The 22,395-nt window shown below is 62.4% G+C and carries 22 protein-coding genes and 2 pseudogenes; 14 read left to right on the top strand and 10 right to left on the bottom strand.

What is annotated here, in order from left to right:
* The first annotated feature begins 73 nt into the window (after positions 1-73).
* A complete protein-coding gene (sthA, locus tag NKJ67_RS28510) occupies positions 74-1,462 on the top strand; it encodes a Si-specific NAD(P)(+) transhydrogenase (protein WP_352584508.1) in 1,389 nt (462 codons plus the stop codon).
* Between the two features lie 26 nt (positions 1,463-1,488).
* Here sthA and NKJ67_RS28505 read toward each other — a convergent pair whose 3' ends face one another.
* On the bottom strand, positions 1,489-2,157 hold the full coding sequence (locus NKJ67_RS28505; RefSeq protein ID WP_352584506.1) for an alpha/beta hydrolase: 669 nt from the start codon (positions 2,155-2,157) through the stop codon (positions 1,489-1,491).
* A gap of 202 nt (positions 2,158-2,359) precedes the next feature.
* On the opposite strand from NKJ67_RS28505, the gene NKJ67_RS28500 reads away from it, so the two are divergent.
* Positions 2,360-3,592, top strand: a complete 1,233-nt coding sequence (locus NKJ67_RS28500) for an OpgC family protein (protein WP_352584504.1) — start codon at positions 2,360-2,362, stop codon at positions 3,590-3,592.
* 2 nt (positions 3,593-3,594) lie between these two features.
* On the opposite strand, the gene NKJ67_RS28495 is transcribed toward NKJ67_RS28500, so the two are convergent.
* Positions 3,595-4,674, bottom strand: coding sequence for a LacI family DNA-binding transcriptional regulator (locus NKJ67_RS28495; RefSeq protein WP_352584502.1), 1,080 nt, complete (start codon positions 4,672-4,674; stop codon positions 3,595-3,597).
* 155 nt (positions 4,675-4,829) lie between these two features.
* Between NKJ67_RS28495 and NKJ67_RS28490 the strand changes: the two genes are divergently transcribed.
* The gene (locus NKJ67_RS28490; RefSeq protein WP_352584500.1) at positions 4,830-4,973 is read left to right on the top strand and encodes a hypothetical protein; all 144 of its coding nucleotides are present in this window, start codon (positions 4,830-4,832) and stop codon (positions 4,971-4,973) included.
* Positions 4,974-5,033: 60 nt separating this feature from the next.
* Positions 5,034-5,183: a hypothetical protein gene (locus NKJ67_RS28485; protein WP_127288860.1), complete on the top strand. Its 150-nt coding sequence runs from the start codon at positions 5,034-5,036 to the stop codon at positions 5,181-5,183.
* Positions 5,184-5,227: 44 nt separating this feature from the next.
* Here NKJ67_RS28485 and NKJ67_RS28480 read toward each other — a convergent pair whose 3' ends face one another.
* On the bottom strand, positions 5,228-5,602 hold the full coding sequence (locus NKJ67_RS28480) for a DUF423 domain-containing protein (protein WP_352584498.1): 375 nt from the start codon (positions 5,600-5,602) through the stop codon (positions 5,228-5,230).
* A gap of 39 nt (positions 5,603-5,641) precedes the next feature.
* Positions 5,642-6,904, bottom strand: a complete 1,263-nt coding sequence (locus NKJ67_RS28475) for a multidrug efflux MFS transporter (RefSeq protein ID WP_352584496.1) — start codon at positions 6,902-6,904, stop codon at positions 5,642-5,644.
* A gap of 170 nt (positions 6,905-7,074) precedes the next feature.
* Between NKJ67_RS28475 and NKJ67_RS28470 the strand changes: the two genes are divergently transcribed.
* Entirely contained in the window at positions 7,075-7,740 is a 666-nt protein-coding gene (locus NKJ67_RS28470; RefSeq protein ID WP_128305704.1) for a GntR family transcriptional regulator, read from the top strand.
* A gap of 86 nt (positions 7,741-7,826) precedes the next feature.
* Positions 7,827-8,087: a DUF982 domain-containing protein gene (locus NKJ67_RS28465; protein ID WP_013532263.1), complete on the top strand. Its 261-nt coding sequence runs from the start codon at positions 7,827-7,829 to the stop codon at positions 8,085-8,087.
* A gap of 66 nt (positions 8,088-8,153) precedes the next feature.
* Here NKJ67_RS28465 and NKJ67_RS28460 read toward each other — a convergent pair whose 3' ends face one another.
* Together NKJ67_RS28460 and NKJ67_RS28455 are read right to left on the bottom strand one after the other, a co-directional pair.
* Positions 8,154-8,306, bottom strand: a complete 153-nt coding sequence (locus NKJ67_RS28460) for a hypothetical protein (protein WP_013532262.1) — start codon at positions 8,304-8,306, stop codon at positions 8,154-8,156.
* Between the two features lie 176 nt (positions 8,307-8,482).
* On the bottom strand, positions 8,483-9,526 hold the full coding sequence (locus tag NKJ67_RS28455) for an aldo/keto reductase (protein WP_352584494.1): 1,044 nt from the start codon (positions 9,524-9,526) through the stop codon (positions 8,483-8,485).
* Between the two features lie 270 nt (positions 9,527-9,796).
* Between NKJ67_RS28455 and ppk2 the strand changes: the two genes are divergently transcribed.
* A complete protein-coding gene (gene ppk2 / locus NKJ67_RS28450; RefSeq protein WP_352584492.1) occupies positions 9,797-10,717 on the top strand; it encodes a polyphosphate kinase 2 in 921 nt (306 codons plus the stop codon).
* A 50-nt stretch (positions 10,718-10,767) separates the two neighbouring features.
* Here the strand turns inward: ppk2 and NKJ67_RS28445 are convergent.
* The 4 genes and pseudogenes from NKJ67_RS28445 to NKJ67_RS28430 form a co-directional block, all read right to left on the bottom strand.
* Positions 10,768-11,414, bottom strand: a pseudogene (locus NKJ67_RS28445) (dihydrofolate reductase family protein).
* A gap of 147 nt (positions 11,415-11,561) precedes the next feature.
* On the bottom strand, positions 11,562-12,506 hold the full coding sequence (locus tag NKJ67_RS28440) for a cobaltochelatase CobT-related protein (protein WP_352556310.1): 945 nt from the start codon (positions 12,504-12,506) through the stop codon (positions 11,562-11,564).
* Positions 12,507-12,512: 6 nt separating this feature from the next.
* Complete coding sequence (gene hemB / locus NKJ67_RS28435; RefSeq protein WP_023810219.1) at positions 12,513-13,544, bottom strand: porphobilinogen synthase; 1,032 nt, start codon at positions 13,542-13,544, stop codon at positions 12,513-12,515.
* A gap of 88 nt (positions 13,545-13,632) precedes the next feature.
* Positions 13,633-14,409 (bottom strand): DUF8605 domain-containing protein, encoded by a 777-nt coding sequence (locus tag NKJ67_RS28430; RefSeq protein WP_352584490.1) that lies wholly within the window; start codon positions 14,407-14,409, stop codon positions 13,633-13,635.
* 247 nt (positions 14,410-14,656) lie between these two features.
* Here NKJ67_RS28430 and NKJ67_RS28425 point away from each other — a divergent pair, with 247 nt between their 5' ends.
* The 7 genes and pseudogenes from NKJ67_RS28425 to glyA all read left to right on the top strand — a co-directional run bounded on the left by NKJ67_RS28425 (position 14,657) and on the right by glyA (position 22,344).
* Entirely contained in the window at positions 14,657-15,700 is a 1,044-nt protein-coding gene (locus tag NKJ67_RS28425) for an enoyl-CoA hydratase/isomerase family protein (RefSeq protein WP_127288842.1), read from the top strand.
* A complete protein-coding gene (locus tag NKJ67_RS28420) occupies positions 15,697-16,119 on the top strand; it encodes a DUF6163 family protein (protein WP_023810222.1) in 423 nt (140 codons plus the stop codon). Before NKJ67_RS28425 ends, NKJ67_RS28420 begins: the two co-directional genes overlap by 4 nt.
* A gap of 238 nt (positions 16,120-16,357) precedes the next feature.
* Complete coding sequence (ldtR, locus tag NKJ67_RS28415) at positions 16,358-16,873, top strand: transcriptional regulator LdtR (RefSeq protein WP_008875359.1); 516 nt, start codon at positions 16,358-16,360, stop codon at positions 16,871-16,873.
* Between the two features lie 176 nt (positions 16,874-17,049).
* Positions 17,050-17,448: a hypothetical protein gene (locus NKJ67_RS28410; RefSeq protein WP_128305709.1), complete on the top strand. Its 399-nt coding sequence runs from the start codon at positions 17,050-17,052 to the stop codon at positions 17,446-17,448.
* Positions 17,449-17,810: 362 nt separating this feature from the next.
* Complete coding sequence (locus NKJ67_RS28405) at positions 17,811-19,064, top strand: L,D-transpeptidase family protein (protein WP_292563120.1); 1,254 nt, start codon at positions 17,811-17,813, stop codon at positions 19,062-19,064.
* Between the two features lie 140 nt (positions 19,065-19,204).
* Positions 19,205-20,852, top strand: a pseudogene (locus tag NKJ67_RS28400) (Na+/H+ antiporter).
* 178 nt (positions 20,853-21,030) lie between these two features.
* Positions 21,031-22,344 (top strand): serine hydroxymethyltransferase, encoded by a 1,314-nt coding sequence (gene glyA / locus NKJ67_RS28395; protein ID WP_013532252.1) that lies wholly within the window; start codon positions 21,031-21,033, stop codon positions 22,342-22,344.
* Positions 22,345-22,395: the final 51 nt, after the last annotated feature.

The raw sequence follows: 22,395 nt of genomic DNA, 5'->3' as shown, positions 1-22,395 counted from the left end.
TTGAATTTGCGGCGCGGATAGCATTAGCTTGCTGCGGCGCAGCAAAAGCGCCCATGGCAGGGGACGGGGCAATATGGATTACGACATGCTGGTCATCGGCAGCGGCCCTTCCGGTCGCCGGGCCGCGGTGCAGTCGGCCAAGCTCGGCAAATCGGTGCTGGTGGTCGATCGCGGCCGGCGTCTGGGCGGTGTCTCGGTGCATACCGGCACCATCCCGTCGAAAACGCTGCGCGAAACGGTGCTCAACCTTTCGGGTTGGCGTGAGCGCGGCTTCTACGGGCGCGGCTACCGGGTCAAGCAGGATATCTCGGTCGGCGATCTGGTCGAGCGCCTGCATAAGACGCTCGACCATGAGGTCGAGGTGCTGCAGCACCAGTTCATGCGCAACACGGTCAAGAGCGCCCGGGCGGCGGTGAAATTCCTTGGCCCCAACAAGGTCAGCCTGACCACCGACACCGGCGATTACAGCGAGGTCGGTTTTGCCAATGCGCTGATCGCGGTCGGCACCAGGCCGCACCGGCCGCGCGATGTGCCTTTCGACAAGACCCGAATCTTCGACAGCGACGAGATGCTGGAACTCGACCGCTTGCCGCGCACGCTGACGGTGATCGGCGCCGGCGTCATCGGGGTCGAATATGCAACGATCTTTTCCGCGCTCGACGTGCCGGTAACCTTGGTCGAGCCGCGCAACTCCATCCTCGATTTCGTCGACCGCGAGATCGTCGACGATTTCATCCACCAGATGCGCGATCGCGGCATGACCATTCGGCTGGGCAGCGCGGTGAAGGAAATCCGCTCCAAGCCGGACACCGCCGAAGTGGAACTGGCCGATGGCCGCACCATTCGTTCAGAGGTCGTGCTCTACGCCGCCGGCCGCACCGGCAATGTCGGCAACCTGGGTCTGGATGTCGTCGGCATCGATGCCGACTCCAGAGGGCGTATCAAGGTCGACCCGCAATCCTTCCAGACCAGCGTGCCCAACATCTACGCCGCCGGCGACGTCATCGGCTTTCCGAGCCTGGCCTCGACGTCGATGGAGCAGGGCCGGGTGGCGGCCTGCCATGCCTTCGGCGTGCCGTTGCCGCCGCCACCGGAAACATTCCCCTATGGCATCTATGCGGTGCCGGAAATCTCGACGGTCGGCCAGTCCGAGGAACAGGTGCGTGAAAGCGGTGCGGCCTATGAGATCGGCGTGGCGCGCTTTCGCGAGACCTCGCGCGGCCATATCATGGGCGTCAACACCGGCTTCCTGAAACTGTTGTTCTCGGTCGAAACGCGCCGTCTGCTCGGCGCGCACATCATCGGCGAGGGCGCCACCGAGCTCATCCACATCGGCCAGGCGGTGATCAATCTCGGCGGCACCGTCGACTTCTTCGTCAACAACACCTTCAACTATCCGACGCTCGCCGAAGCCTACAAGATTGCAGGGCTGGACGCCTGGAACAGGATGGGACGAGGGTAGGCCGGCTGGTCGTGGCGGCGAGCCTGTCAGCTTGCCTGCGCCACCGCCGCGGATCCCGACAGCCATTGTCTGACGATTGCGGCGTCGGCGCTGCCGAATTCATGACCTGATGGGACAATCCGGGCGTCGATCTCGGCGCCATGCTGGCTGAGCAATGTCACCAGAGCAGGGGCGAAGGGCGAATAGGTGAGATCCGCGGCGCCGGCGATCATCAGGACGCGCACCTTTGACAAATCCGTCGCCGGCACGTGATCGAGCACCGGCATCGGCCGCAGCAGCGCGGCGCGCTCGACGAGCTCCGGATGCAGCAGCATCAGGCTTGAAACCAGATTGGCGCCGTTCGAATAGCCGAGGAACGTCGCGCGTGAGAGATCGAGATGGTGGCGTGTGGCCGCGTCGGCGACGAAGCCCGCAAAGGCATCGGTCTCGGTGCGGATGCTGTGCTGTTCGAAGCGCGTCGGCGTGATGCGCGCGAACCAGCGGAAACCATCCCCCTGGACAATGCGGCCACGCACCGCGATCAGCTTGGCCCGCGGTGCGATCTCTCGTGCCAGCGGCACCAATGTCGTCTCGTCGACACCCGATCCATGCAGCAGGAAGAGACATTCGCCGGTTGAATCCGCCGGGCTGTAAAGCCGGTAGCTGAAGGCCAGATCACGCCGCAGCGCACCATCTTGTGAGGTCTCTTCGATCATCGCGCATCCTCTTGATTATATGAGGTTTCGCTCAATTTGCCGGCTTCAAAACGCAATATTTTCAAGCTCCGCGAAAGTTGATTGAACCGGGCGCATTACAGTCCGTTTCTCCGCCGATAACATTCCTTCGGGAGGAATCGAAGCGGTGCGCCGGGGGTCGCATTGCCCGGCATGAACAACCAGCTTTGAGGCCTTTTTGTCGATGACCACCCAGATTTCCCCGGACCGCGATTCGCGTGTCTCGGACCGCGATGCGCGTGTCCCCGATCGCACTGAGCGCGACACGCGCATAGATGTGTTCCGCGCTCTCGCTCTGCTGACAATCTTTGTCGACCATGTGCCAGGTACCGCCTTCGAGTATCTGACCTACAAGAATTTCGGCTTTTCCGATGCGGCGGAAGTCTTCGTGCTGATCTCCGGCATTTCGGTCGCGCTCGCCTATGGCAGGAAATTCGAGCCCGGAAACCGGCTGCTGGCAACCCTGAAGATGTTGCGCCGCGCCGGTGTGCTTTATGCCACCCACATCGTCACCACCATGGTGGTGATGGCCATGTTCTGCGCCGCGGCGGTGTTTGCCAGGCGGCCGGAGCTTTTGACGATGATCAACATCGAGCCGTTGATCAAGAATACGCCGCAGGTGCTGATCGGCATCGTGACGCTCGGCCACCAACTCGGCTACAACAACATACTGCCCGTCTATGCGGTGCTGCTCTTGCTGACGCCGGTGTTCCTGCTCATTGTCAGCTATCGGCCGGTCTTGGCACTGGTCGCCTCCGGCGCCCTGTGGCTGGTCGCGGGGGTTTATCAAATTGCTCCGCCCAACTATCCCGAGCCCGGCTTCTGGTTTCTCAACCCGCTGTCGTGGCAGTTCCTTTTCAACATCGGCCTGGCAGGTGCATTGCATGTGCGTCGCGGCGGTACCATCCCGGTCAATCGCTGGCTGGTTGGCGCTGCCTTGGCCTACACCGCAACCGCGCTGGTCTGGGTGCACAGCCCGCTTTGGGGGCATATCTCCTGGTTGGGCCTGCCTCCGGTGCTGACCGGCTTCGACAAGACATTTCTGTCGCTGCCGAGGCTGCTGCATATATTGGCGGTGAGCTACCTGATCGTGGCATTCCCCGCCATCTCGAACCTGTTTCGCACCGGGCGCGATCATCCGCTTGCCATATTGGGCAAACGATCGTTGCCGGTTTTCATTGCCGGCACGGTGCTCGCGATGGCGGCGCAGGTGCTGAAGCTGATCAATCCGGGCGGATTTGCCTATGACAGCCTGTTGATATCGGCCGGCATCGTCATGCAGTTCGCGCTTGCCTACTATCTCGAATGGCTTTCGGGACTTGGCTGGTCCGCCAAAAGCAGGCCGGCTCACGCCGCACCGCCCGTCCATGCTGCATCCTTCGCGATGCCGACCATGGCGACAAGAATGGGCCGTTGAGCTTAGGCGGGCGAGGGGCCGGATGAAGCTCGCACCACGAGTTGGACCGGCAGCGATTGCCGGCTGAACGAGCCATCATTTTCAAGGATCGCCTTGACGGCAAGACGGCCCATCTCGGCGATCGGCTGGACGATCGTGGTCAGCGGCGGACTGGAAACCGCTCCTTCCGGAACACCGTCGAAGCCGACGATCGAAACGTCGCCGGGTACCGTGATGCCACGCTGCCGCAGCCAGTCCAATGCATGCAAGGCCATCCTGTCTGACATAGCCAGGATGGCGGTCGGGGTCTCGGCGCCGGCGAAAATATGATCGAGGCCGGCCCGCACGCTTTCCTCGTCATTGACGGTTTCGTAGATCGGCACACGCTCGACGTCGATGTCGACGCGGGAGAGTTCCGCGAAATAGCCACGCAGGCGGTCGCGCGTCCCGGAATAGAGGGCCTTCTCCATCTGCTCCCTTGTGGTGGGGCCGAAGCCGGAGTCCGCGACGGGCAGGGCAAGCACGGCAAAGCGGCGATGTCCGAGTTCGGTCAGGTGGCGGGCCGCCAGGCCAGCCCCGGCGATGTTGTCGACGCCGATCGCTGCAACGGCGTCGTCGTCGTCCGAATCGAGATCGAGCGCGACAAAGGGGAGTTTGCGTTCACGCGCCAGTTCGACCAGCCTTGAACCGCCATCGACGCAAAAGACGATGAAACCGTCGACCAGCGCACTCTGTATGTTCCAGGCAAGCTGTTCGTTGTTGGCTGCGGAGACCAGCGAAATCCCCGCACCGGTCGCGTCGCAAGCCTGCGAGATGCTGGCCATCATCACCCGGGCAAAGGGGTCGTCGAAGAAATAGGAGAGGGGTTCCGCGGTCGCGACGCCGATGGCATTGACCTTGCCGGCGCGCAGCAGCCGGCCCTTGGGATCGGGGCCGCCATATCCCATGGCCTCGGCTGCCGCCTTGACCCGCTCGCGGACCTCCTCACGCACGATCTCCGGACGGGCGAACACGTTGGACGCGGTGCCGTGCGACACGCCGGCCGCCTTGGCAATGTCCGCCAGCCGGACCGGTCTTGTCTTTGTAGAGATAAATGGCGCCATCTTCGTCTCCTGAATTCCTCCCATCTAACACTTTCGTTGGATCGGTTCAAATTTTGACTTGATCGCAGCCTCGCCAAGGCGTATATTTGAATCGATCCAAGTGAGCGATGATTCTTTGAATTGGATCGATTCAAGATATTCAGGGGAGTTGTGCCATGCATCCCGTCAATTTTCTGTTCGAAGACATTTACCGCAACGACTGGAGCATCTCGTCGAACACCACGACGCAGAAGCGCCGCGGCAAAGCCAGCCCATGGGTTCGCGAGTTGCGGTTCCATGTGGAGCGCAAGCGGAGCTGAGCGGGGTCGGTTTTCGCGCCTGTCGATTGGATCGATTCAAGAATCTAAAGGAAGCACATCATGCATCCCGTTAGCTATCTGTTCGAAGACATCTACCGCAACTATTGGGGCATCGCGCCGGCTTCCAAAAGGCCGCAAGAGCGCTGGTTGGCCAAGCTGCGGCGACGCAATCGCGAATTGCTCATCAAGCCCGAACGTCGGCAAGACTAGCAAGCCACGCTTTGACGTTTGATGCCGGCGGGCGCGCCGAGGCGTCAGGGACGCACGCGCACCAGCGCCGAGGCAGCGATCGCCAGCCAGCCGGCAATGAGTAGCGTGCCGCCGATCGGCGCCGACAGCGGGAACAGTCGCGACCCGATGAAATCGCGGGCCAGCAGATCGCCACAGAACAGCAGGAGCCCGACCAGCAGGATCAGGCTGCCGATGCGCAGCATCCGGTTCGCGCCAAGCAATCCGGCGGCAAGGAAGACCGGCGCATGCATCAGCAGGAAGGATGCGGCGGTGCCGACGAAGGCGCCGCCCAGATGCGCTGCCGCGGCCGACAGCGCCACGCCGGCGCCGCCGCACAGGCCGCCGGCCAGGACGAGGATACGGCCGCTGTTGTCGGAAGGTCGTTCGGCCGTGCTCATGTCCATGGCTCCGTGATATCAGGGGGATGCCCAATCCCGTCAGGACTTGCCGGCTTTGGCGAGCATGTCCTGCTCGCGGCGCGACTGTGCGAGCCAGTTATACACCGCGCCCCCCGCCATCAAGACGGATGTGCCCAGAAACACCGAGCGCATGCCGAAATGACCACCGGCAAAGCCGCCCAGCAGGGGGCCGGCGACCTGCCCGACATACTGGGCGGAAATCGACAACCCGAGCACGTTGCCGCCGACGCCGTCAGGCACATTGTGACGGATAACGCTGGTGATGCACGGCAAGAGCCCGCCCAGCGCCAGGCCCATCAGGAAGCGCAGGCCGATGAGTTGCCAGCTTTGCGTGACGAAGGCCTGCGGGATCAGCAGCAGCGCCGAGACGGCAAGCGCGCCGATGATGACGTTCCAGTGGCCGATGCGGTCGGCGAGCTTGCCGAGACGCGAGGCCGACAGGATGGCGCCAAGGGCCGCCGCCGACATGACGACGCCTGATATCAGCGTCACACGGCTTTGGTCCGCAATCAACTGCTGCACATAGACGGTGATGATCGGCTCGATCGACATGGTGGCGAAGCTCAACAGCATGCCGGTCGCCAGCATGGCGACGACAGGCCGCTTGTCGGGGATTTGTGACCAGCCGCCTTTCCGCTTCTGCGTCGCTGCGGCGTCCGCTGTTTTCGGCCGGGGATTCTCCTTGATCAGAAACGTGGTTGCCAGGAACGCCAGGAAGATGACGCCGCCGGAGAGGAGAAAGGTGGCGCGGATGCCGATCAGCGGCGGCAGGGCGCCGCCAACCAGCGGACCGACCAGAGCCCCACCCGTGATACCGGCCGACAGCAGGCCCAGCGCCCGGCCGGAACGCTCCTTGGGTGTTTGCATGGCGACGAGGATGGTCGATCCCGAGGAATAGCCGCCGGCAAACCCAATCAGCAGCCGCAGCAGCACCAGCTGCCAGACCGTCTGCACCATGCCGGTCAGCGACATGCATATGGCCATGCCGAAGCTGGCGCGAACCAGCATCACCTTGCGGCCGTAGCGGTCGCCGAGACGTCCCCAGAGCGGCGCCACCAGCGCCGCCGCGAAGAACGTCGCGCCATAGGCAATCCCCGACCATTGCACGATCGCCGCGTGGCCCTCGGCGCCGAGCTGCTCGATATAGAGCGGCAGGAACGGCAGCAGCAGCGTCATGGCGACAAGCGTCGAAAACGATCCGGCAAAGCACACGAACAGATTGCGCCGCCAGTGAATGTTGTAGGTGCTGTCGGTTGCCGGGGGCGTGCTCTGCTGCTGCATGTCATATGTCCTGTCCCAGCAACTCTTTATCGATGGTTGCTGCGGATACCAAATTGGGATACCAAGATGGTGCACGTCATGGACGCAAGCTTGGCCGCTGTCAATGCAACCTCAAATGTGATCGTCGTCAAACGGTCCGAAGCCATAACGACCGGAAACCGGGAGCAAAAATGTCGCAGATGCAGAGCGTCGAGAAACAGCTTCGGCAAATGATCCTGGGCCTCGAGATCGGTCCCGGCGAGAAGCTGACCGAGCGCTGGATCGAGAGCCGCTTCGGCGCGTCGCGAACCCCGGTCAGGGCAGCACTGCTGCGGCTTGAGACCGAGGGCCTGGTTGGTAGGGACGGGCGCGGCTGGACGGTGTCGCCCATCAATCTGGCTGAACTCGAGCAGATCGCCGTCTATAGGGAAGCAGTCGAGGTTGCGGCACTTCGCCTGACATGCAGCCTGGCGGACCGGAGCGCCGTCGATGTCATCGAGGCGATGCTCGAGTCCTGCGACAACGACACGCCGCGCGAGGAATGGCATCGTGTCGGCATGGATTTCCACATCGAACTGGCGCGTCTGTCCGGCAACGAATTCCTGTTTAGGGCGGTCCGCGATGCCATGACGCGCCTGTCGCGGGCGCGCTGGCTGGAGGTTCGCGACGAAGCGGCTCTTGCCCGCGCCTGGGCTGAACATCGCGCCATTCTGGCGGCCACGCGCCTTGGCGACGCCGATGAAGCCGCGCGCCTGCTCTCGGTCCACATCGTCGGCAGCCGCGACCGGCTGGTGACGTCGCTCGCCAACGATCGGCGCGGTCTTCGCGCCAGAGGCTTTGCCGTCGTTGCTGCTTAAGAGTGAATGAAGGGGCGCAAAGCGGCGTCTGGACGTATGCGCACTTTCGCCTCGCTTCGCAGACGCCGATGGCGTAAGGAGCGGCCATGGAAAACAACCGATTTGAAACACCTGTGACTGTGAAGTCAGTCGCGGCGGGAAGCACTCAGCTCTTGCGCACGGCGCGTGAGGCTTCCGACTACCTCCTCAACAGCTGGCCCGGCAAGCGCAGCCCCAAGCATCGCGCGGCCCTGCAGGCCTGCCATGACGCACTCGCCGGCGACAAGCCGGCGATGAACGCCAGGCGCGCCTTCATCGCGGCAGCACGCGAAGTGGACGTGTTCGTCAGCGACAAGGCGCCGGCCTGACACAAGGCGACATCCGGGGCGGCAATCCGAATTGAGGCGCGGCCCGCATCTGCGGGCCGTTTGCCGTCACTTTGCCGTTTCGGTTTCGGCTTCAGTCTCGTCTTCGGGCTTCGAACGTTCCCTCGCTGCAACCTTGGCTGCCAGCTTCTCGGCCTTCTTGGCCGCCTTCTGGCGGTCGCGTTCCTTGCGTTCCTGATCGTAATTTGGTGGTCGCGCCATATCGGCTCCTTTTCACTGCCTCGCGGCTCTGGTCCTGCCTAGGAGCATTAGCCGTCAAACACAACAGCTGAAGCGATAGTGCGTCGATGATGGCCAGGCTTGCAAGATGCGCGTTGCAATGAAGGGGCCAGGCTCATCATTGCGGCGGCCGATACCTATCGCCGTCGATTTGCCGATCAGATGCCGCTTCGGTCAATCACCAGATCGGCGGCGCCAAACCGGTCCTTTGCCGTCAATTGCTGGTGCCAGTAGGGATAGAGCAAGGGCGGCCGGCTCACCACGTCGAGGCGCTCGCGCTCCTCGCCGGAAAGCACCAGGCTTGCCGCCGCGATGTTGTCCCGGAACTGCGTTTCCGTCCTGCCGCCGATCACCAGCGAACTGACGGCCGCCCGGCCAAGCAGCCAGGCCAGCGCCACCTGCGCTGCCGACACGCCGCGCTGCGCGCCGATCTCGACAAGCACATCGACGATCCGCCACAGCCGGTCCTCGTCGCGGATCGGCGGTTCCGACCAGCCTGCAAGCTGGCGGGCGGTGGGGCTGTCGCGGCGGTATTTGCCGGACAGCAATCCGCCGGCAAGCGGGCTCCAGACCAGAACGCCCAATCCCTGGTCGACGGAAATCGGCAGCAGTTCGTACTCCGCTTCGCGCGCTTCCAGCGTGTAGTGGATCTGCTGCGTAACGAAGCGCGGCTGATGATGGCTGTCGCTGACGCCGAGCGCCTTCATCACCTGCCAGCCGGAATAGTTGGAGCAGCCGACATAGCGGATCTTGCCCTGGGCAACCAGCGTATCGAGCGCGGCGATGGTTTCCTCCAGCGGTGTCACGCCATCCCATTCGTGCAGGAAATAGATGTCGATGACGTCTGTCCTGAGCCGCTTCAAGCTCTTCTCGCATTCGCGGATCAGGTGATGGCGCGACAGGCCTTCATCGTTCGGACCTTTGCCGATCCGCATCCGTGCCTTGGAGGCGATCAGCACGTCGCCCTTGCGCTTGCCGCCGAGCGCTTCGCCGATGATTTCTTCGGAAATGCCGTTCGAATAGACGTTGGCAGTGTCGATGACATTGATGCCGGCGTCGATGCAGAGATCGATCATCCGGCGCGCCTCGTCGAGGTCGGTCTTGCCGACAGCCGAAAATGCGCCGGCGCCGCCGAAAGTCATGGTGCCCATGGTCAGCGTCGATACTTTCAGGCCGGAACGGCCGAGAGTGCGGTATTCCATGTCGGTCCTCGCGATTGCATTGAGAAGGGGTTGGGAAGGGCGCCCGAATGTGGCTGCTATTTGTAGGACAATTTGCGCGGTATGTCTCCATGCCAGGGCGGCGGATCGATCATGCCTCGCGGGTTTTTGCAGTGATGGCGATCAGGTCAGGCTGCAATAAAACCGTCATTGCGGGCCTATATTGAAGTCGGCTCAGGCGTTGCCGTTCCGGGCTGTAAGCCGGGAGTTTGGGGCGCCGATCGACAGAGCTTGCAAGTGGAGCAGCCGATAATGACCGAGCTAAAACAGAATTCTGCGGCCAGGGATTGGCTTGAAGCCGAACTCGCCGACACGCTCGACGAAGACTATGAGCTCGAAATGTCGGAGCCGGCGCTGTCGATGGAGATCGCCAAGATCTACAAGAATTCGCATCCGCCTTCGATCGATCGCATGCAATATTTTCGCGACCTGATCAGCCTGCAGTCCGAATTGATCAAGCTGCAGTCCTGGGTCGCCTACCACAAGAAGAAGCTGGTGGTGATCTTCGAGGGACGCGACTCGGCCGGCAAGGGCGGCGTCATCAAGCGCATCACCCAGCGGCTCAATCCGCGCATCTGCCGTGTCGTGGCACTGCCGGCGCCGACCGAGCGCGAAAAGTCGCAATGGTATTTCCAGCGCTATGTCCCGCATCTGCCGGCCGGCGGCGAGATCGTGCTGTTCGACCGCTCATGGTACAACCGCTCGGGCGTCGAGCGGGTGATGGGCTTTGCCCAGCCCGATCAGGTCGAAGAATTCTTTCACGACGTGCCGGAGTTCGAGCGCATGCTGGTCCGCTCGGGCATTACCGTGGTCAAATACTGGTTCTCGATCACCGACGAGGAACAGCAGATGCGCTTCCTGATGCGCATCCATGATCCGATGAAGCAGTGGAAACTGTCGCCGATGGACCTGCAGTCGCGCGTGCGCTGGGAGCAATACACCAAGGCCAAGGAAGAGACCTTCGCCCGCACCAACATCTCGGAAGCGCCCTGGTTCATCGTCGAGGGCAACGACAAGAAGCGCGCGCGGCTGAACTGCATCGACCATCTGCTCAAGCAATTGCCCTACGAGGAGGTGCCGCACGAGGAGATCACGCTGCCGGAGCGCGTCTTCAACCCCGAATACGAACGCCAAGTGCTGCCGCGCGAGCTTTACGTGCCGGAGAAGTATTGAGATAGACGAAGCTGCAATCTCCCCCTCGAGGGGGGAGATTGGCTCTCCACCTACGCCCGCTTGATGATGACGTGCGTGGCGAGCGGCGTCGCCACCTGCTCGTTGCAGACATAACCGAGCTTGAGCATGTCGAGGCCGGTAAAAAGGTTCTCGCCCGTGCCCAGCAGCACCGCGCGATCGCCAGATGCATCTCGTCGATCAGTTTTTCCTGCAGATATTGCCGGATGGTGGCGACGCCGCCGCCGACCCGCACGTCCTTGCCGCCAGCGCCCGCTCTTGCCTGTTCGAGCGCCGAATGGATGCCGTCGGTGACGAAATGGAAGGTCGTCCCGCCCTCCATCGTGATCGGCGCTCGCTTGTGGTGGGTCAGCACGAAAACCGGCACGTGGTACGGCGGGTTGTCGCCCCACCAGCCCTTCCAGCTGTCGTCAGGCCACTCGCCGCGGATCGGTCCGAACATGTTTCGGCCGAGGATCCAGGCGCCGACATTTTCGAAGCTGCGCGCCGCGAACGCCTCGTTGACGTCGGTGGTGCCGCCATCTTGTCCGAGCACCATCTCACGGAAGGTGCGGGTGTCGACAAACCACTTGTGCAAGGATTCCCCACCGAGGCCGAGAGGATTTTGCAGATCCTGATCGGGACCGGCGCCATAGCCGTCGAGCGACAGGGTGAAAGCGTTGACGCGAAGTTTGGACATGCGAGCCTCCCCGATAACCAGTTGTACTTTGCAAGCAGTTGTTTTGTATCAAACTGGTTTTTAATTGCAAGCAGTTTTCTGGCGGCAGCAATCTCCCAACGTAGCGGACCTGCAACGCTGGGGTACGAAAGGCGGGGTGCAGCCTTGTCAGCTCAACTCGACTTTACTGTCCCGTTTAGCGATCAAATGGTCCCGCAAGAGGGACAACACCGTCCCGGCAAGCTCGTCGGGCGCCTCGCAATGCGCCGACGTCCGGTAGTATCGGTCGACGGCAAAGCCCAGACCAACGGCCAGCAATTCGATATCTCCGGCTGCCTCAACCTGCCCAATCACCTGCAAAATATGGTCTTGGAGATAGTGCGCTCCATTTGCCAGCAGCGTGGCGTCGTCAACGGGTGCTCCGTCTGAGACAACAAGCAGAACCTTACGGGCCTCGGGTCGTTCTCGCAGACGCCCAACGGCCCACTCGATGGCTTCGCCGTCGATGTTCTCCTTGGGAAGGTCCGGCCGTAACATCGGCTTGAGAACATGACCCAAACTGCTCTGACGGCTGTCGTCGGCCTGCCGGTAGATAATGTGCAGCAGGTCGTTCAGCCTTCCCGGATTTTTGGGCCGGCCATCTTCATTCCAGATGCGCCGCGATTCCCCACCGCGCCAATTGCGCGTGGTGAACCCAAGGATATCGACCTTTATGCCGAGTGTCCGCAGAAACTCCTGTGCAATGTCGACTGAAGCAGCCGCGTACAGCATTTTCTGGCCGCGCATCGATCCGGACTGGTCGACGAGAATGGAGACGACCGTATCAGCGCGGTCAGGCGCCGATACGCTATCCCGGACTTCAGTGGCAATATCCGCTGCCAGAATCAGATGCTTCGTCCTCCAGCCGGCGAGGCCGCTCTCCAGCTCTGCCCATATCGCCTCGACCGCGGATTTATGTTTGTCCGAAAGCTGCCCGATAGCGTTTGACAGTTTTAGGCTCGGCACAATCCAGTCATGGAGCGTGACGTAGGCGTGATAGCCGGGCGTAGCAGTGTCGCCGCGTGGCACGGGGACAAACAATGATCTGAAATGCTTGCCCAGCCTTCGCAGCAATGTCGGCTATCCCTTCAGCAGTTCCGCCACTTCGGGCGCGAAATAGGTCAAGATGCCGTCGCAGCCGGCGCGCTTGAAGGCGAGCAGCGATTCCAGCATTGCCTTCTCGCCGTCGATCCAGCCATTGGCGCCTGCCGCCTTGATCATCGAATATTCGCCCGACACCTGGTAGGCGAAGGTCGGCATCTGGAACTCGTCTTTCAGCCGTCGGATGATGTCGAGATAGGGCAGGCCGGGCTTGACCATCAGCATGTCGGCGCCCTCGGCAATGTCCTGTTCGGCCTCTCTCACCGCTTCGTCGGAATTGGCATGGTCGATGTAATAGGTCTTCTTGTCGCCCTTGAGCAGGCCGGCGGTGCCCACCGCCTCGCGATAGGGGCCGTAGAAGGCCGAAGCGAATTTGGTCGCATAGGACATGATCGCCACATCCTGGAAACCATTGGCGTCAAGCGCGTCCCGGATGGCGCCGATGCGGCCGTCCATCATGTCGGACGGCGCGATGATGTCGGCACCGGCGGCCGCCTGGATGACAGCAGCGGCGGTCACCTGTTCCACTGTCTCGTCGTTGACGATGATGCCGTCGCGCAGGATGCCGTCATGGCCGTGGCTGGTGAACGGGTCGAGCGCTGCGTCGGTGATGATGCCGATCTCCGGCACCGCATCCTTGATCGCACGGGTGGCGCGGTTGATGACATTGTTGGGATCGAGGATATGCGAGCCGGTCTGGTCGCGCAGCGAGATGTCGACATTGGGGAAGGTGGCGAGTGCCGGAATGCCGAGTTTTGCCGCGCGCTCGGCCTCCTTGACGGCGAGATCGATCGACAGGCGGAAGACGCCGGGCATGGCGGCGATCGGCTCGCGGACACCCTTGCCCTCGACGACGAAGATCGGCCAGATCAGGTCGTCGACCGTGAGCCGGTTCTCCTGCACGAGGCGGCGCGACCAGTCGGCCTTGCGCATGCGGCGCAGACGGCGGCTGCCGGTGATCTCGTCGACGCCGCGCGCGCCGGCGGGCTTTGCGGGGGTGAATTTGTTCATCGCCAATACTCTCGTTCGGGCAGGCTTTTACCACGAGCTCCCGCCGCTGACCAATGCGGCACGATTGTGCCAGCGACGCGGTCGAGGTCTATTCGGGTTGCCCATTGCCTGACAGAATCTGTGCTGCGCCCCTGATGGCGACACGGAAAGCCTCGTCGAAGCCGACACCGCGCACCTGCCAGATGTAGGTCTTGCCGGCCATGGCCAGCCGCCAGTCGGCGATCCAGCCCAGTTCCTTGTCGCTCCAGATGAGACTGCCGGAAAGCGCTTGGTCGGCGCCGGCCTTCTTCGCGAGTGTGTCGAGCTTTGTCATCTGGGCATTGCGAAGCGCCCGATCGTCCAATCCGGCCTGCGCCAGCTGTGCTGCCGTGGGAAAAGCCACCTGCATGGCCAGCGGTACGGCGGCATTGCCGAACGATTCGCGCATCGGCATGCCACGGTCGCCATCGGCATCGAGCGCGTAATGCATTGTTCCGCGCTCCGTCGCCAAAAACACCGCCAGCCGTGGCCGCGCGGTCAGCCATGGCCTGCTGCCGAGCGAAGCAAGCACCGGGTCGATCACTTCAGGCTTGTACTGGCAGTAAAGGTTGTGAGGCCGGTCGTAGGTGCCTTGATCGTCATGGTTGGGAATGCCTTCCATGCGGTCGCGGTAGCGAAAGCCAGCGACGAAGCTGCCCGCCTTATCACGCAATACCGTCATTTCAGGTTTCGCCGGCAGGCGCTGATCACCGGAAATCCGCACCAGAACCGCGTCGAGACAGCGCTTGAAGCCGGACTGGCGGTTCTTCTCGGACTTGCCGTTGACGATGGTCTGCGAACTGTAGAGATCTTCCAAAGTCCCCGCCATGACAGGGTGAACAGCCAAGCAGATGCTCAGCCCAATTGCCACCGGCGCAAAGCGTGAAAATCGAGTCATAACCAATCGTCCCGTTCGAAGACCCGCCAGAGCTGCGCTGCAATGAACTCTATCCAGTTTTTCAGTATTGCAGCTCGATTTTTAGTACCGGCTCCTGGTCCGGGCCAGAGCTTGCACCGGTGTGCTCGCCATTGACGCACCCATGCGCCACGCTTTAGCACTTCAGTCCCGGCGGCCGGGGGAGGGATTCTTCACGATGGATTTTGGCGGAGGCGACGAGATCCGCTTCGAACATCTGGGCCGGGCCGGCGTCGTCACCTTGACGCGGCCGCAGGCGCTCAATGCCTTGACGCACCGCATGATCGGGGCGCTCGACGCTGCTCTTTCCGCCTGGGAGGCCGACCAGGGCATCGACGTCATCGTCGTCAAGGCAGAGGGCAGGGCCTTTTCGGCCGGCGGCGATATCCTGCATGTCTATGAGACAGGCCGGGCGGGAAAACCGCCGGTCGAGTTCTTCGCCGACGAATATCGCCTCAACGCCCGCATCAACAGTTATAGGAAACCTTACGTGGCCCTGATTGACGGCATCGTCATGGGCGGTGGTGTCGGCATCTCCTTCCACGGCTCGCACCGGGTGATGACCGAGAATGCCCAATTTGCCATGCCGGAAGTCGGCATCGGCTTCTTTCCGGATGTTGGCGCCAGCCACCTGCTGCCTGACCTCGGCGGCTCCTTCGGTATGTATCTGGCGCTGACCGGCAATCGCATCCGCTATGGCGATGCGCTGTGGTCGGGGCTGGCCACCCATACCATCAAGGCCGAGGACCAGGCTGGCTTCCTCGACCGCCTGGCGCTGACCGGCGATCCGGAATCGGTGCTGCGCGGCTTCTTCGTGCAGGCAAGGCGAGAAACCGACAGGCCGACGCTGGAGGCGATTGTTCGCCATTTTTCGCAACCGTCCCTGAACCGCGTCATCGACAGCCTCGAGCGTGCGGCCGCCGCCGACGAGTTCGCGGCAAAGACACTGGCGACGATCCGCACCCGCTCGCCGACCAGCCTGCGCGTCGCCTGGCGGCAGATCAGCGCCGGACTGACGCTGTCCATGGAAGCCTGCATGAAAATGGAGTTCCGCATCCTCAACCGGATGCTCGCCGGCCATGATTTCTACGAAGGTATCCGCGCCGCCATCATCGACAAGGGCTCGAAGCCGCAATGGCGGCCGGCAAGCCTCGCTGCGGTCAGCGAAGCGGATGTCGATGCCTATTTCGCTCCGCTCGGCGAACGGGAACTCTTGATATGAGCGAGGTGACCTCGAGGCGCGTCGTGCTGCAGCCCTCCGGGGTGGAGGTGATCTTCGCCTGGTTCCAGCGCGTCATATCGGGCTACTGCCTGCTGTTCGGCATTCTCTACTGGATCAGGTTGATCGGCTTTTATCCGGGTACGCTGTGGCGGTTCGACCTGATGCCCGTGCACTGGCAGGTCGCGGCGGTGGTGCTCGCCGTGTTCTTCCCCTTTGCCGCTGCCGGCCTGTGGATGCTGGCGTCCTGGGGCCCGGTGATCTGGTTCATTTGCGCGGTGACCGAGACGGTCATGTATGCCGGCTTTCCCGAGCTATTCGGCCATCGCTTGCTGATTGTCGTCTCGCATGCGGCGGTGGCTGTCCTCTACATCGTCTTCCGCGTCGTCATCTACCTGCAGAAGCGCCCGGTCCGCCACTAAGCCCTTGAGCACATTGGCGGCCCCGCTGTCGCCTCGAATGAGCCCCGCAATCGTTGCCGAAATCTTTAGGTTAATTATCCTTGCTCGGGTGACCGTTCGTTAAGCCTCTTGCGAAACCTCTTACCGGTAAGCTCTTGTTAGCCCTAGCGTTTAAGTCGAATTTTATGAGTATTCGATAGTGTCGCGATCAAGGTGAAAAACAAAAAATCACCAGGGCGACAAACGAGAGGCAAAGACAATGATCAATTCGCGTCCGGCGGCGAAGACCGCCAACGTATCCGACGATCGCCGCGAGGCTATCCGTTCCCTGTACATGGAATCGCTGCAGCTTGTTGAGCGGCTGCACCGCCGCCTGCTTGATGTGATCAAGGACGAATTCGACCGCAACGGCCGTTCCGACATCAATGCCATCCAGGCGCTGCTGCTGTTCAATATCGGCAATTCCGAGCTGACCGCCGGCGAGCTGCGCTCGCGTGGCTACTATCTCGGCTCGAACGTCTCCTACAATCTGAAGAAGCTGGTCGATCTCGGCTTCATCAACCACCAGCGCTCGCGCATCGACCGCCGTTCGGTCCGTGTCTCGCTGACGCCGAAGGGCAACGAGGTGGCGGAGGTCGTTGCCGGCCTCTACGAGCGTCATGTCGGCTCGATCGAACAGGTCGGCGGCATCAACACCGACGAGTTCAAGCAGATGAACCGCGCTTTGCAGCGGCTCGACCGCTTCTGGAACGACACCATCGCCTACCGGATGTAAGGCGCCGCATCGGATCCGGCCCGCGCCACAGAAGCGCGGCCGAAATATCGACCTTCAGTCAGGGCCGGTGCCGAGAGGCATCGGCCTTTTCTTTTCCTGATCCCAAAGCCCAAATATCCGGCCAGGTTTGCTTTCGCTGCAGCAGTGCCTAATGTCACGGCCTGGAGGGGCGCGTTATGGGTGAGGGAAAACGCTCGAAGATTTGCTCGGTTGCCGCAGTGCTTTTGTTGGTCTCGCAAACGGCTTTTGCCGAGGAATGGTGGAAGGATTCTTTCGCTGGGGAAGGCAGCGAGCCCTGTGACAACAATGACTCGATAGTGACGTTTACCGACAAAGCAATGGAGATGTGGGAGGTCCGCTGCACGTTGGACAAGGTTCAGAAGATCAACCGCCTGGATGTCGTCATCCTGGATATGACGTGTACGGACGGCGAGAGCACAGACAAGAGGCGGGAGCTGCTGCTCAAACTCGAGGACAACAAAGTCCTGCGCTACCCCCAGCATGAGGTGTTGCAACGATGTTCGGAATTGAAGGCGAAGCCAGGTCCGGGCCCAAAGGTTGAAACCTCACACTGAGGGATCGTGAGGATAGGCAGCGCGTCTCGTGGAGCGGCCGAACCGCCGTCTGCTTGACGCGATCAAGGATGCCGATCGATACCGAAAAAGCACGGGCCTTTCATTTCGCTGCGGCGCCCGATGCAAATCGCGGGCCAAGGCCACGTTGCCGCCATATTCCAATGGAACCGAGAGTGGCAGTGATGCTGGTGTGAAGACCATGCGTTCACCCGCAATCCGTATCGCGCCTGGGCGCTGTCACACCAAGGTGATACGGAGCATGGTTGGCTAATTGTTAAGATTGCCAATTTTACAGTGCGGGCGAGATCGCCCGGTGATCAACGCAGCAAGTGATCGAACTGCTACAAATGTCTGGAACGTCCATGAGAACCAGCCGTCGTTTTTTCCTCTCCGGAGCCTCCGCGCTCGCAGCAGCGGTGGTCGCCGGCGGCGCCAATGCGCAAGATGTGATCGGTGATATCCTGAAATCCTCAGCGCGCGGCAATTGGGACGACCAGTTCGACGCCCGCGCCAGCGAGGGCGGCAAGGTGGCCTCGACGCTGCCGATCTTCAGCCCGCAGACCGTCGCCTTCACGGAACAGGCGGTCGGGCAATACCAGAACATTGTCGGGCAGGGTGGCTGGGTCGAGGTTCCCGCGACCAAGAAGCTGCAGCTTGGCGTCGATGATCCCGATGTGGTGCCGTTGCGCAAGCGGCTGATGGTTTCCGGCGATCTGTCGCAGAGTGCCGGCATTTCGACGGCCTTCGATTCCTATGTCGACTCGGCGGTCAAGCGTTTCCAGCTGCGCCATGGCCTGCCTGCCGATGGTGCGCTCGGCAAATACACCTATGCGGCGATGAACGTTTCGGCGCAGATCCGGCTCGGCCAGTTGCAGACCAATCTGCAGCGGCTGCGCGAGAAGGCCGGCACGCTGGGCAGCCGTTACGTGCTGGTCGACATTCCGGCAGCGCAGGTCGAAGCGGTCGAGAACGACCGCGTCGTGCTTCGCCACACCGCGATCGTCGGCAAGATCGACCGGCAGACGCCGATCGTCAATTCCAAGATCAACGAGATCATCGTCAATCCATACTGGAACGCGCCCGTCTCGATCGTCCGCAAGGACATCATTCCGCTGATGCGGAAAGATCCCGATTATCTCAAGAACAGCCACATCCGCCTGTTCGCGCCGGACGGCAGCGAAGTCGATCCCATGAATGTGGATTGGTCGACCGACGACGCCGCCAAGTACCGTTTCCGCCAGGATCCCGGCTCGGAAAACGCCATGGCCTCGGTGAAGATCAATTTCCCGAGCCCTGACGGCGTCTACATGCACGATACACCGCAGCAGAGCCTGTTCGGCAAGATGTTGCGTTTCGATTCCTCGGGCTGCGTGCGCGTGCAGAATGTGCGCGACCTCGTCACCTGGATCCTACGCGACACGCCCGGCTGGGATCGCCAGCATTTCGAGGCGGCGATCAAGACCGGTGAAAACACGCCGATCCAGGTCACCAATCCGGTGCCGGTCCACTTCCTCTATCTCTCGGCCTGGTCGACCGGTCCGGGCGTCGTGCAGTTCCGCGACGACGTCTACGCGCTTGACGGCAACAACGAGCTGCAGATCACGTCTGCGCTATAAACATTTGATTTATATAAAAAGGGCCGCCTCTCAGGGCGGCCTTTTTCATTGATTGGCTGCCGCGGCGTTTTTCACGGGACGGGCGGCTGGACGGATCGGCCAGCTTTGCGCATGGTCGGCGGAAAGCCTGGAACCGGACCATGGAAGTCGCCGTCTTCATTCTGGTCGTGCTCGTCTTCGTGGCGCTTTCCGGCGCTCTGGTTCGCCTGGTACGGGTGCCGTTGCCGGTGCTGCAGATTGCGATCGGTGCCGCGCTTGCGTGGCCGGTGCGTGGCATCCATGTCGAGATCAATCCGGAACTGTTTCTGCTGGTGTTCATTCCGCCGCTGCTGTTCGGCGATGCCTATGGCGCACCGAAGCGTGAACTGATGGCGCTGCGCGGACCGATCCTGGATCTGGCCATAGGGCTGGTCTTCTTCACCATCGTCGGCTTCGGCTACGCCTTGCATTGGCTGGTGCCGAGCATCCCTCTGGTGGTCGCTTTTGCGCTTGCCGCGGTGCTGTCGCCGACCGACGCGGTGGCGGTGTCCTCGATCGTCGACAGGAATGTCGTCCCGGCCCGGCTGATGCACATTCTGGAAGGCGAGTCGCTGCTCAACGATGCGTCGGGGCTGGTCATGTTCCGCTTTGCCGTGGCGGCGGTGCTGACCGGCAGCTTTTCCCTTGCCGCGGCTTCGCTCAGTTTTCTCTATGCCGTGGCGATCGGCATCCTGATCGGCGTGGCGGCGCTGTTCGTTGCCGCCAAGCTGCTGCAATTGCTCAACCGGATCGGCGGCGTGCCGGCCGAAGCGCAGGGTGCTGGTGATGGTCCTGCTGCCCTTCATAGCCTATCTCGGCGCCGAGCATGTCGGAGCTTCCGGCATCCTGGCGGCTGTCACCGCCGGCCTGCTCACCGGCGGCTCCGGCGTGTTTCGCTTCCTCGGCGTCTCGGCGCGCATGCAGACGATGTCGCTGTGGACGACGCTTTCCTTCGTTTTCAACGGTGCTCTCTTCATCGTGCTTGGGCTCCAACTTCCCGACATCATCCGCCATGTGCCGCCGGAACTCATGAGCCTGCACCCGATCATCCAGCCGATCGCGACCGTCATCGCGCTGACGCTGTGCCTGATCGCGTTGCGCTTCCTATGGATTTGGGTGGGCGATATCGCGGCCGGCATCGCTGCGCGTCTGGGCAAGCGCAAGGTGGAGCCGTTCGGGCTGCGCGTGCGGCTCGCCGGTTCGGTGGCCGGCGTGCGTGGCGCCATTACGCTGGCCGGCATCCTGTCACTGCCGCTCGCCATGCCGGACGGCTCGCCGTTTCCGGCGCGCGACCTGGTCATTTTCCTGGCCGCCGGCGTCATCATCTGCTCGCTGGTCATCGCTAGCCTCGCTCTGCCGACGATCGCCAGGGGGCTGGTCGAGCCCGGTGAGGATGCCGGCGCCGCCGAGGAGCGCCTGGCGCGCGTGGGCGCCGCCAAGGCGGCAATCGCGCGCATCGAGAGCATTGCCGGAGCCGCCGATGATGAGGGAGGCGAGGTGCCCGGCGCCAGGCTTGCCGCTGCTGACAGCATTGTCGCCGGCTACCGGCGCCGCATCGCCGCCTCGGACGAAGCCGATGAGGCCCGCGCTGAGGCGCGCGAAGCCGGAAGGCTGGAACTCGAATTGAGATCTGCCGGCATCGAAGCCGAGCGCGAGGCCGTGCGCGCCATGTTTCGCAGCGGCGAGATCAACGACCATACGTCGCAGGCGCTGTTTGCCGAAATCACGCTCACCGAGGCACTGCTGAAAGGCCGCAAGGCGAGGAAATAGCGGCCCGCGGGCCTGGCTGGCGCAATCCGGCCAGCAAATTTCGCGCCGCAAACGTGGCGGGGCGAAAACAACTGTGTTAATGGCGCGGCAAATGCAAGTCGCCCAAAAGTGTGCAGCGGTTTTGGGACAACGGCTTGCATAAATCAAAATTGCCCCCGAACCCCGAGGATTTCAGGCCATGGCAACAGCAGCGGCAGTGTCGAACAAGTTCGAATCCTTCTTCGAAACCACGCTGGCAGACGCCGATCCGGAGATTTTCGGCGCCATCCGCAACGAACTCGGTCGCCAGCGCCACGAGATCGAGCTGATCGCCTCGGAAAACATTGTTTCCCGCGCCGTGCTTGAAGCGCAGGGCTCGATCATGACCAACAAGTACGCCGAGGGCTATCCCGGCAAGCGCTATTATGGCGGCTGCCAGTTCGTCGACGTGGCCGAGGAACTGGCCATCGAGCGCGCCAAGAAGCTGTTCGGCTGCAACTTCGCAAACGTCCAGCCGAATTCCGGCAGCCAGATGAACCAGGCGGTGTTCCTAGCGCTTTTGCAGCCGGGCGACACGTTCATGGGCCTCGACCTCAATTCCGGCGGCCATCTGACCCATGGTTCGCCGGTCAACATGAGCGGTAAATGGTTCAAGGTCGTCTCCTATGGCGTGCGCCAGGACGACCATCTGCTCGACATGGATGCCATCGAGAAGACCGCGCATGAGACCAAGCCGAAGCTGATCCTGGCCGGCGGCACCGCCTATTCGCGCGTCTGGGACTGGAAGCGGTTTCGCGAGATCGCCGATGCGGTCGGCGCCTATCTGATGGTCGACATGGCGCACATCGCCGGCCTGGTCGCCGGCGGCGTGCATCCGTCGCCGCTGCCGCACGCCCATGTCGTGACCACTACGACGCACAAGTCGCTGCGCGGCCCGCGCGGCGGCATGATCCTGTGTAATGACGAGGACATCGCCAAGAAGATGAATTCGGCGGTGTTCCCCGGCCTACAGGGCGGCCCGCTGATGCATGTCATCGCCGCCAAGGCTGTCGCCTTCGGCGAAGCGCTGAAGCCGAGCTTCAAGGTCTATGCCGAGAGCGTCGCCGCCAACGCCAAGGCGCTCGCCTCCAGCCTCAAGGAAACCGGTCTCGACATCGTCTCCGGCGGCACCGACAACCATCTCATGCTGGTCGACCTCAGGCCCAAGAACGCCACCGGCAAGCGCGCCGAGGCGGCGCTCGGCCGCGCCAACATTACTTGCAACAAGAACGGCATCCCGTTCGACCCGGAAAAGCCTTTCGTCACCTCGGGCGTGCGTCTCGGCACCCCGGCCGGCACCACGCGCGGCTTCGGCCAGGCCGAATTCCGCGAGATCGGCAAGCTGATCGCCGAAGTGCTGGACGGTCTCAAGGTTGCGAATTCCGACGAGGGCAATGCCGCTGTCGAAGCTGCGGTCAAGGCCAAGGTCGTGGCGCTGACCGATCGCTTCCCGCTCTATCCCTATCTCGGCTGACGCGATAGGAAGTCTTACCGCCTGCTGCAACGACAAGCGCCGTTTCAGCAG

The organism is Mesorhizobium sp. M0088 (assembly GCF_040322895.1).
Taxonomy (GTDB): Bacteria; Pseudomonadota; Alphaproteobacteria; order Rhizobiales; family Rhizobiaceae; genus Mesorhizobium.
The sequence above is the reverse complement of the archived record's forward strand: the minus strand, read 5'-3'. Positions and strand labels throughout refer to the sequence as shown.

What these genes read in the sequence shown, in the direction of transcription:
- sthA (WP_352584508.1), top strand. Translation starts at nt 74, where the DNA reads ATGGATTACGACATGCTGGTCATCGGCAGCGGCCCTTCCGGTCGCCGG.
- NKJ67_RS28505 (WP_352584506.1), bottom strand. Translation starts at nt 2,157, where the DNA reads ATGATCGAAGAGACCTCACAAGATGGTGCGCTGCGGCGTGATCTGGCC.
- NKJ67_RS28500 (WP_352584504.1), top strand. Translation starts at nt 2,360, where the DNA reads ATGACCACCCAGATTTCCCCGGACCGCGATTCGCGTGTCTCGGACCGC.
- NKJ67_RS28495 (WP_352584502.1), bottom strand. Translation starts at nt 4,674, where the DNA reads ATGGCGCCATTTATCTCTACAAAGACAAGACCGGTCCGGCTGGCGGAC.
- NKJ67_RS28490 (WP_352584500.1), top strand. Translation starts at nt 4,830, where the DNA reads ATGCATCCCGTCAATTTTCTGTTCGAAGACATTTACCGCAACGACTGG.
- NKJ67_RS28485 (WP_127288860.1), top strand. Translation starts at nt 5,034, where the DNA reads ATGCATCCCGTTAGCTATCTGTTCGAAGACATCTACCGCAACTATTGG.
- NKJ67_RS28480 (WP_352584498.1), bottom strand. Translation starts at nt 5,602, where the DNA reads ATGAGCACGGCCGAACGACCTTCCGACAACAGCGGCCGTATCCTCGTC.
- NKJ67_RS28475 (WP_352584496.1), bottom strand. Translation starts at nt 6,904, where the DNA reads ATGCAGCAGCAGAGCACGCCCCCGGCAACCGACAGCACCTACAACATT.
- NKJ67_RS28470 (WP_128305704.1), top strand. Translation starts at nt 7,075, where the DNA reads ATGTCGCAGATGCAGAGCGTCGAGAAACAGCTTCGGCAAATGATCCTG.
- NKJ67_RS28465 (WP_013532263.1), top strand. Translation starts at nt 7,827, where the DNA reads ATGGAAAACAACCGATTTGAAACACCTGTGACTGTGAAGTCAGTCGCG.
- NKJ67_RS28460 (WP_013532262.1), bottom strand. Translation starts at nt 8,306, where the DNA reads ATGGCGCGACCACCAAATTACGATCAGGAACGCAAGGAACGCGACCGC.
- NKJ67_RS28455 (WP_352584494.1), bottom strand. Translation starts at nt 9,526, where the DNA reads ATGGAATACCGCACTCTCGGCCGTTCCGGCCTGAAAGTATCGACGCTG.
- ppk2 (WP_352584492.1), top strand. Translation starts at nt 9,797, where the DNA reads ATGACCGAGCTAAAACAGAATTCTGCGGCCAGGGATTGGCTTGAAGCC.
- hemB (WP_023810219.1), bottom strand. Translation starts at nt 13,544, where the DNA reads ATGAACAAATTCACCCCCGCAAAGCCCGCCGGCGCGCGCGGCGTCGAC.
- NKJ67_RS28425 (WP_127288842.1), top strand. Translation starts at nt 14,657, where the DNA reads ATGGATTTTGGCGGAGGCGACGAGATCCGCTTCGAACATCTGGGCCGG.
- NKJ67_RS28420 (WP_023810222.1), top strand. Translation starts at nt 15,697, where the DNA reads ATGAGCGAGGTGACCTCGAGGCGCGTCGTGCTGCAGCCCTCCGGGGTG.
- ldtR (WP_008875359.1), top strand. Translation starts at nt 16,358, where the DNA reads ATGATCAATTCGCGTCCGGCGGCGAAGACCGCCAACGTATCCGACGAT.
- NKJ67_RS28410 (WP_128305709.1), top strand. Translation starts at nt 17,050, where the DNA reads ATGGGTGAGGGAAAACGCTCGAAGATTTGCTCGGTTGCCGCAGTGCTT.
- NKJ67_RS28405 (WP_292563120.1), top strand. Translation starts at nt 17,811, where the DNA reads ATGAGAACCAGCCGTCGTTTTTTCCTCTCCGGAGCCTCCGCGCTCGCA.
- glyA (WP_013532252.1), top strand. Translation starts at nt 21,031, where the DNA reads ATGGCAACAGCAGCGGCAGTGTCGAACAAGTTCGAATCCTTCTTCGAA.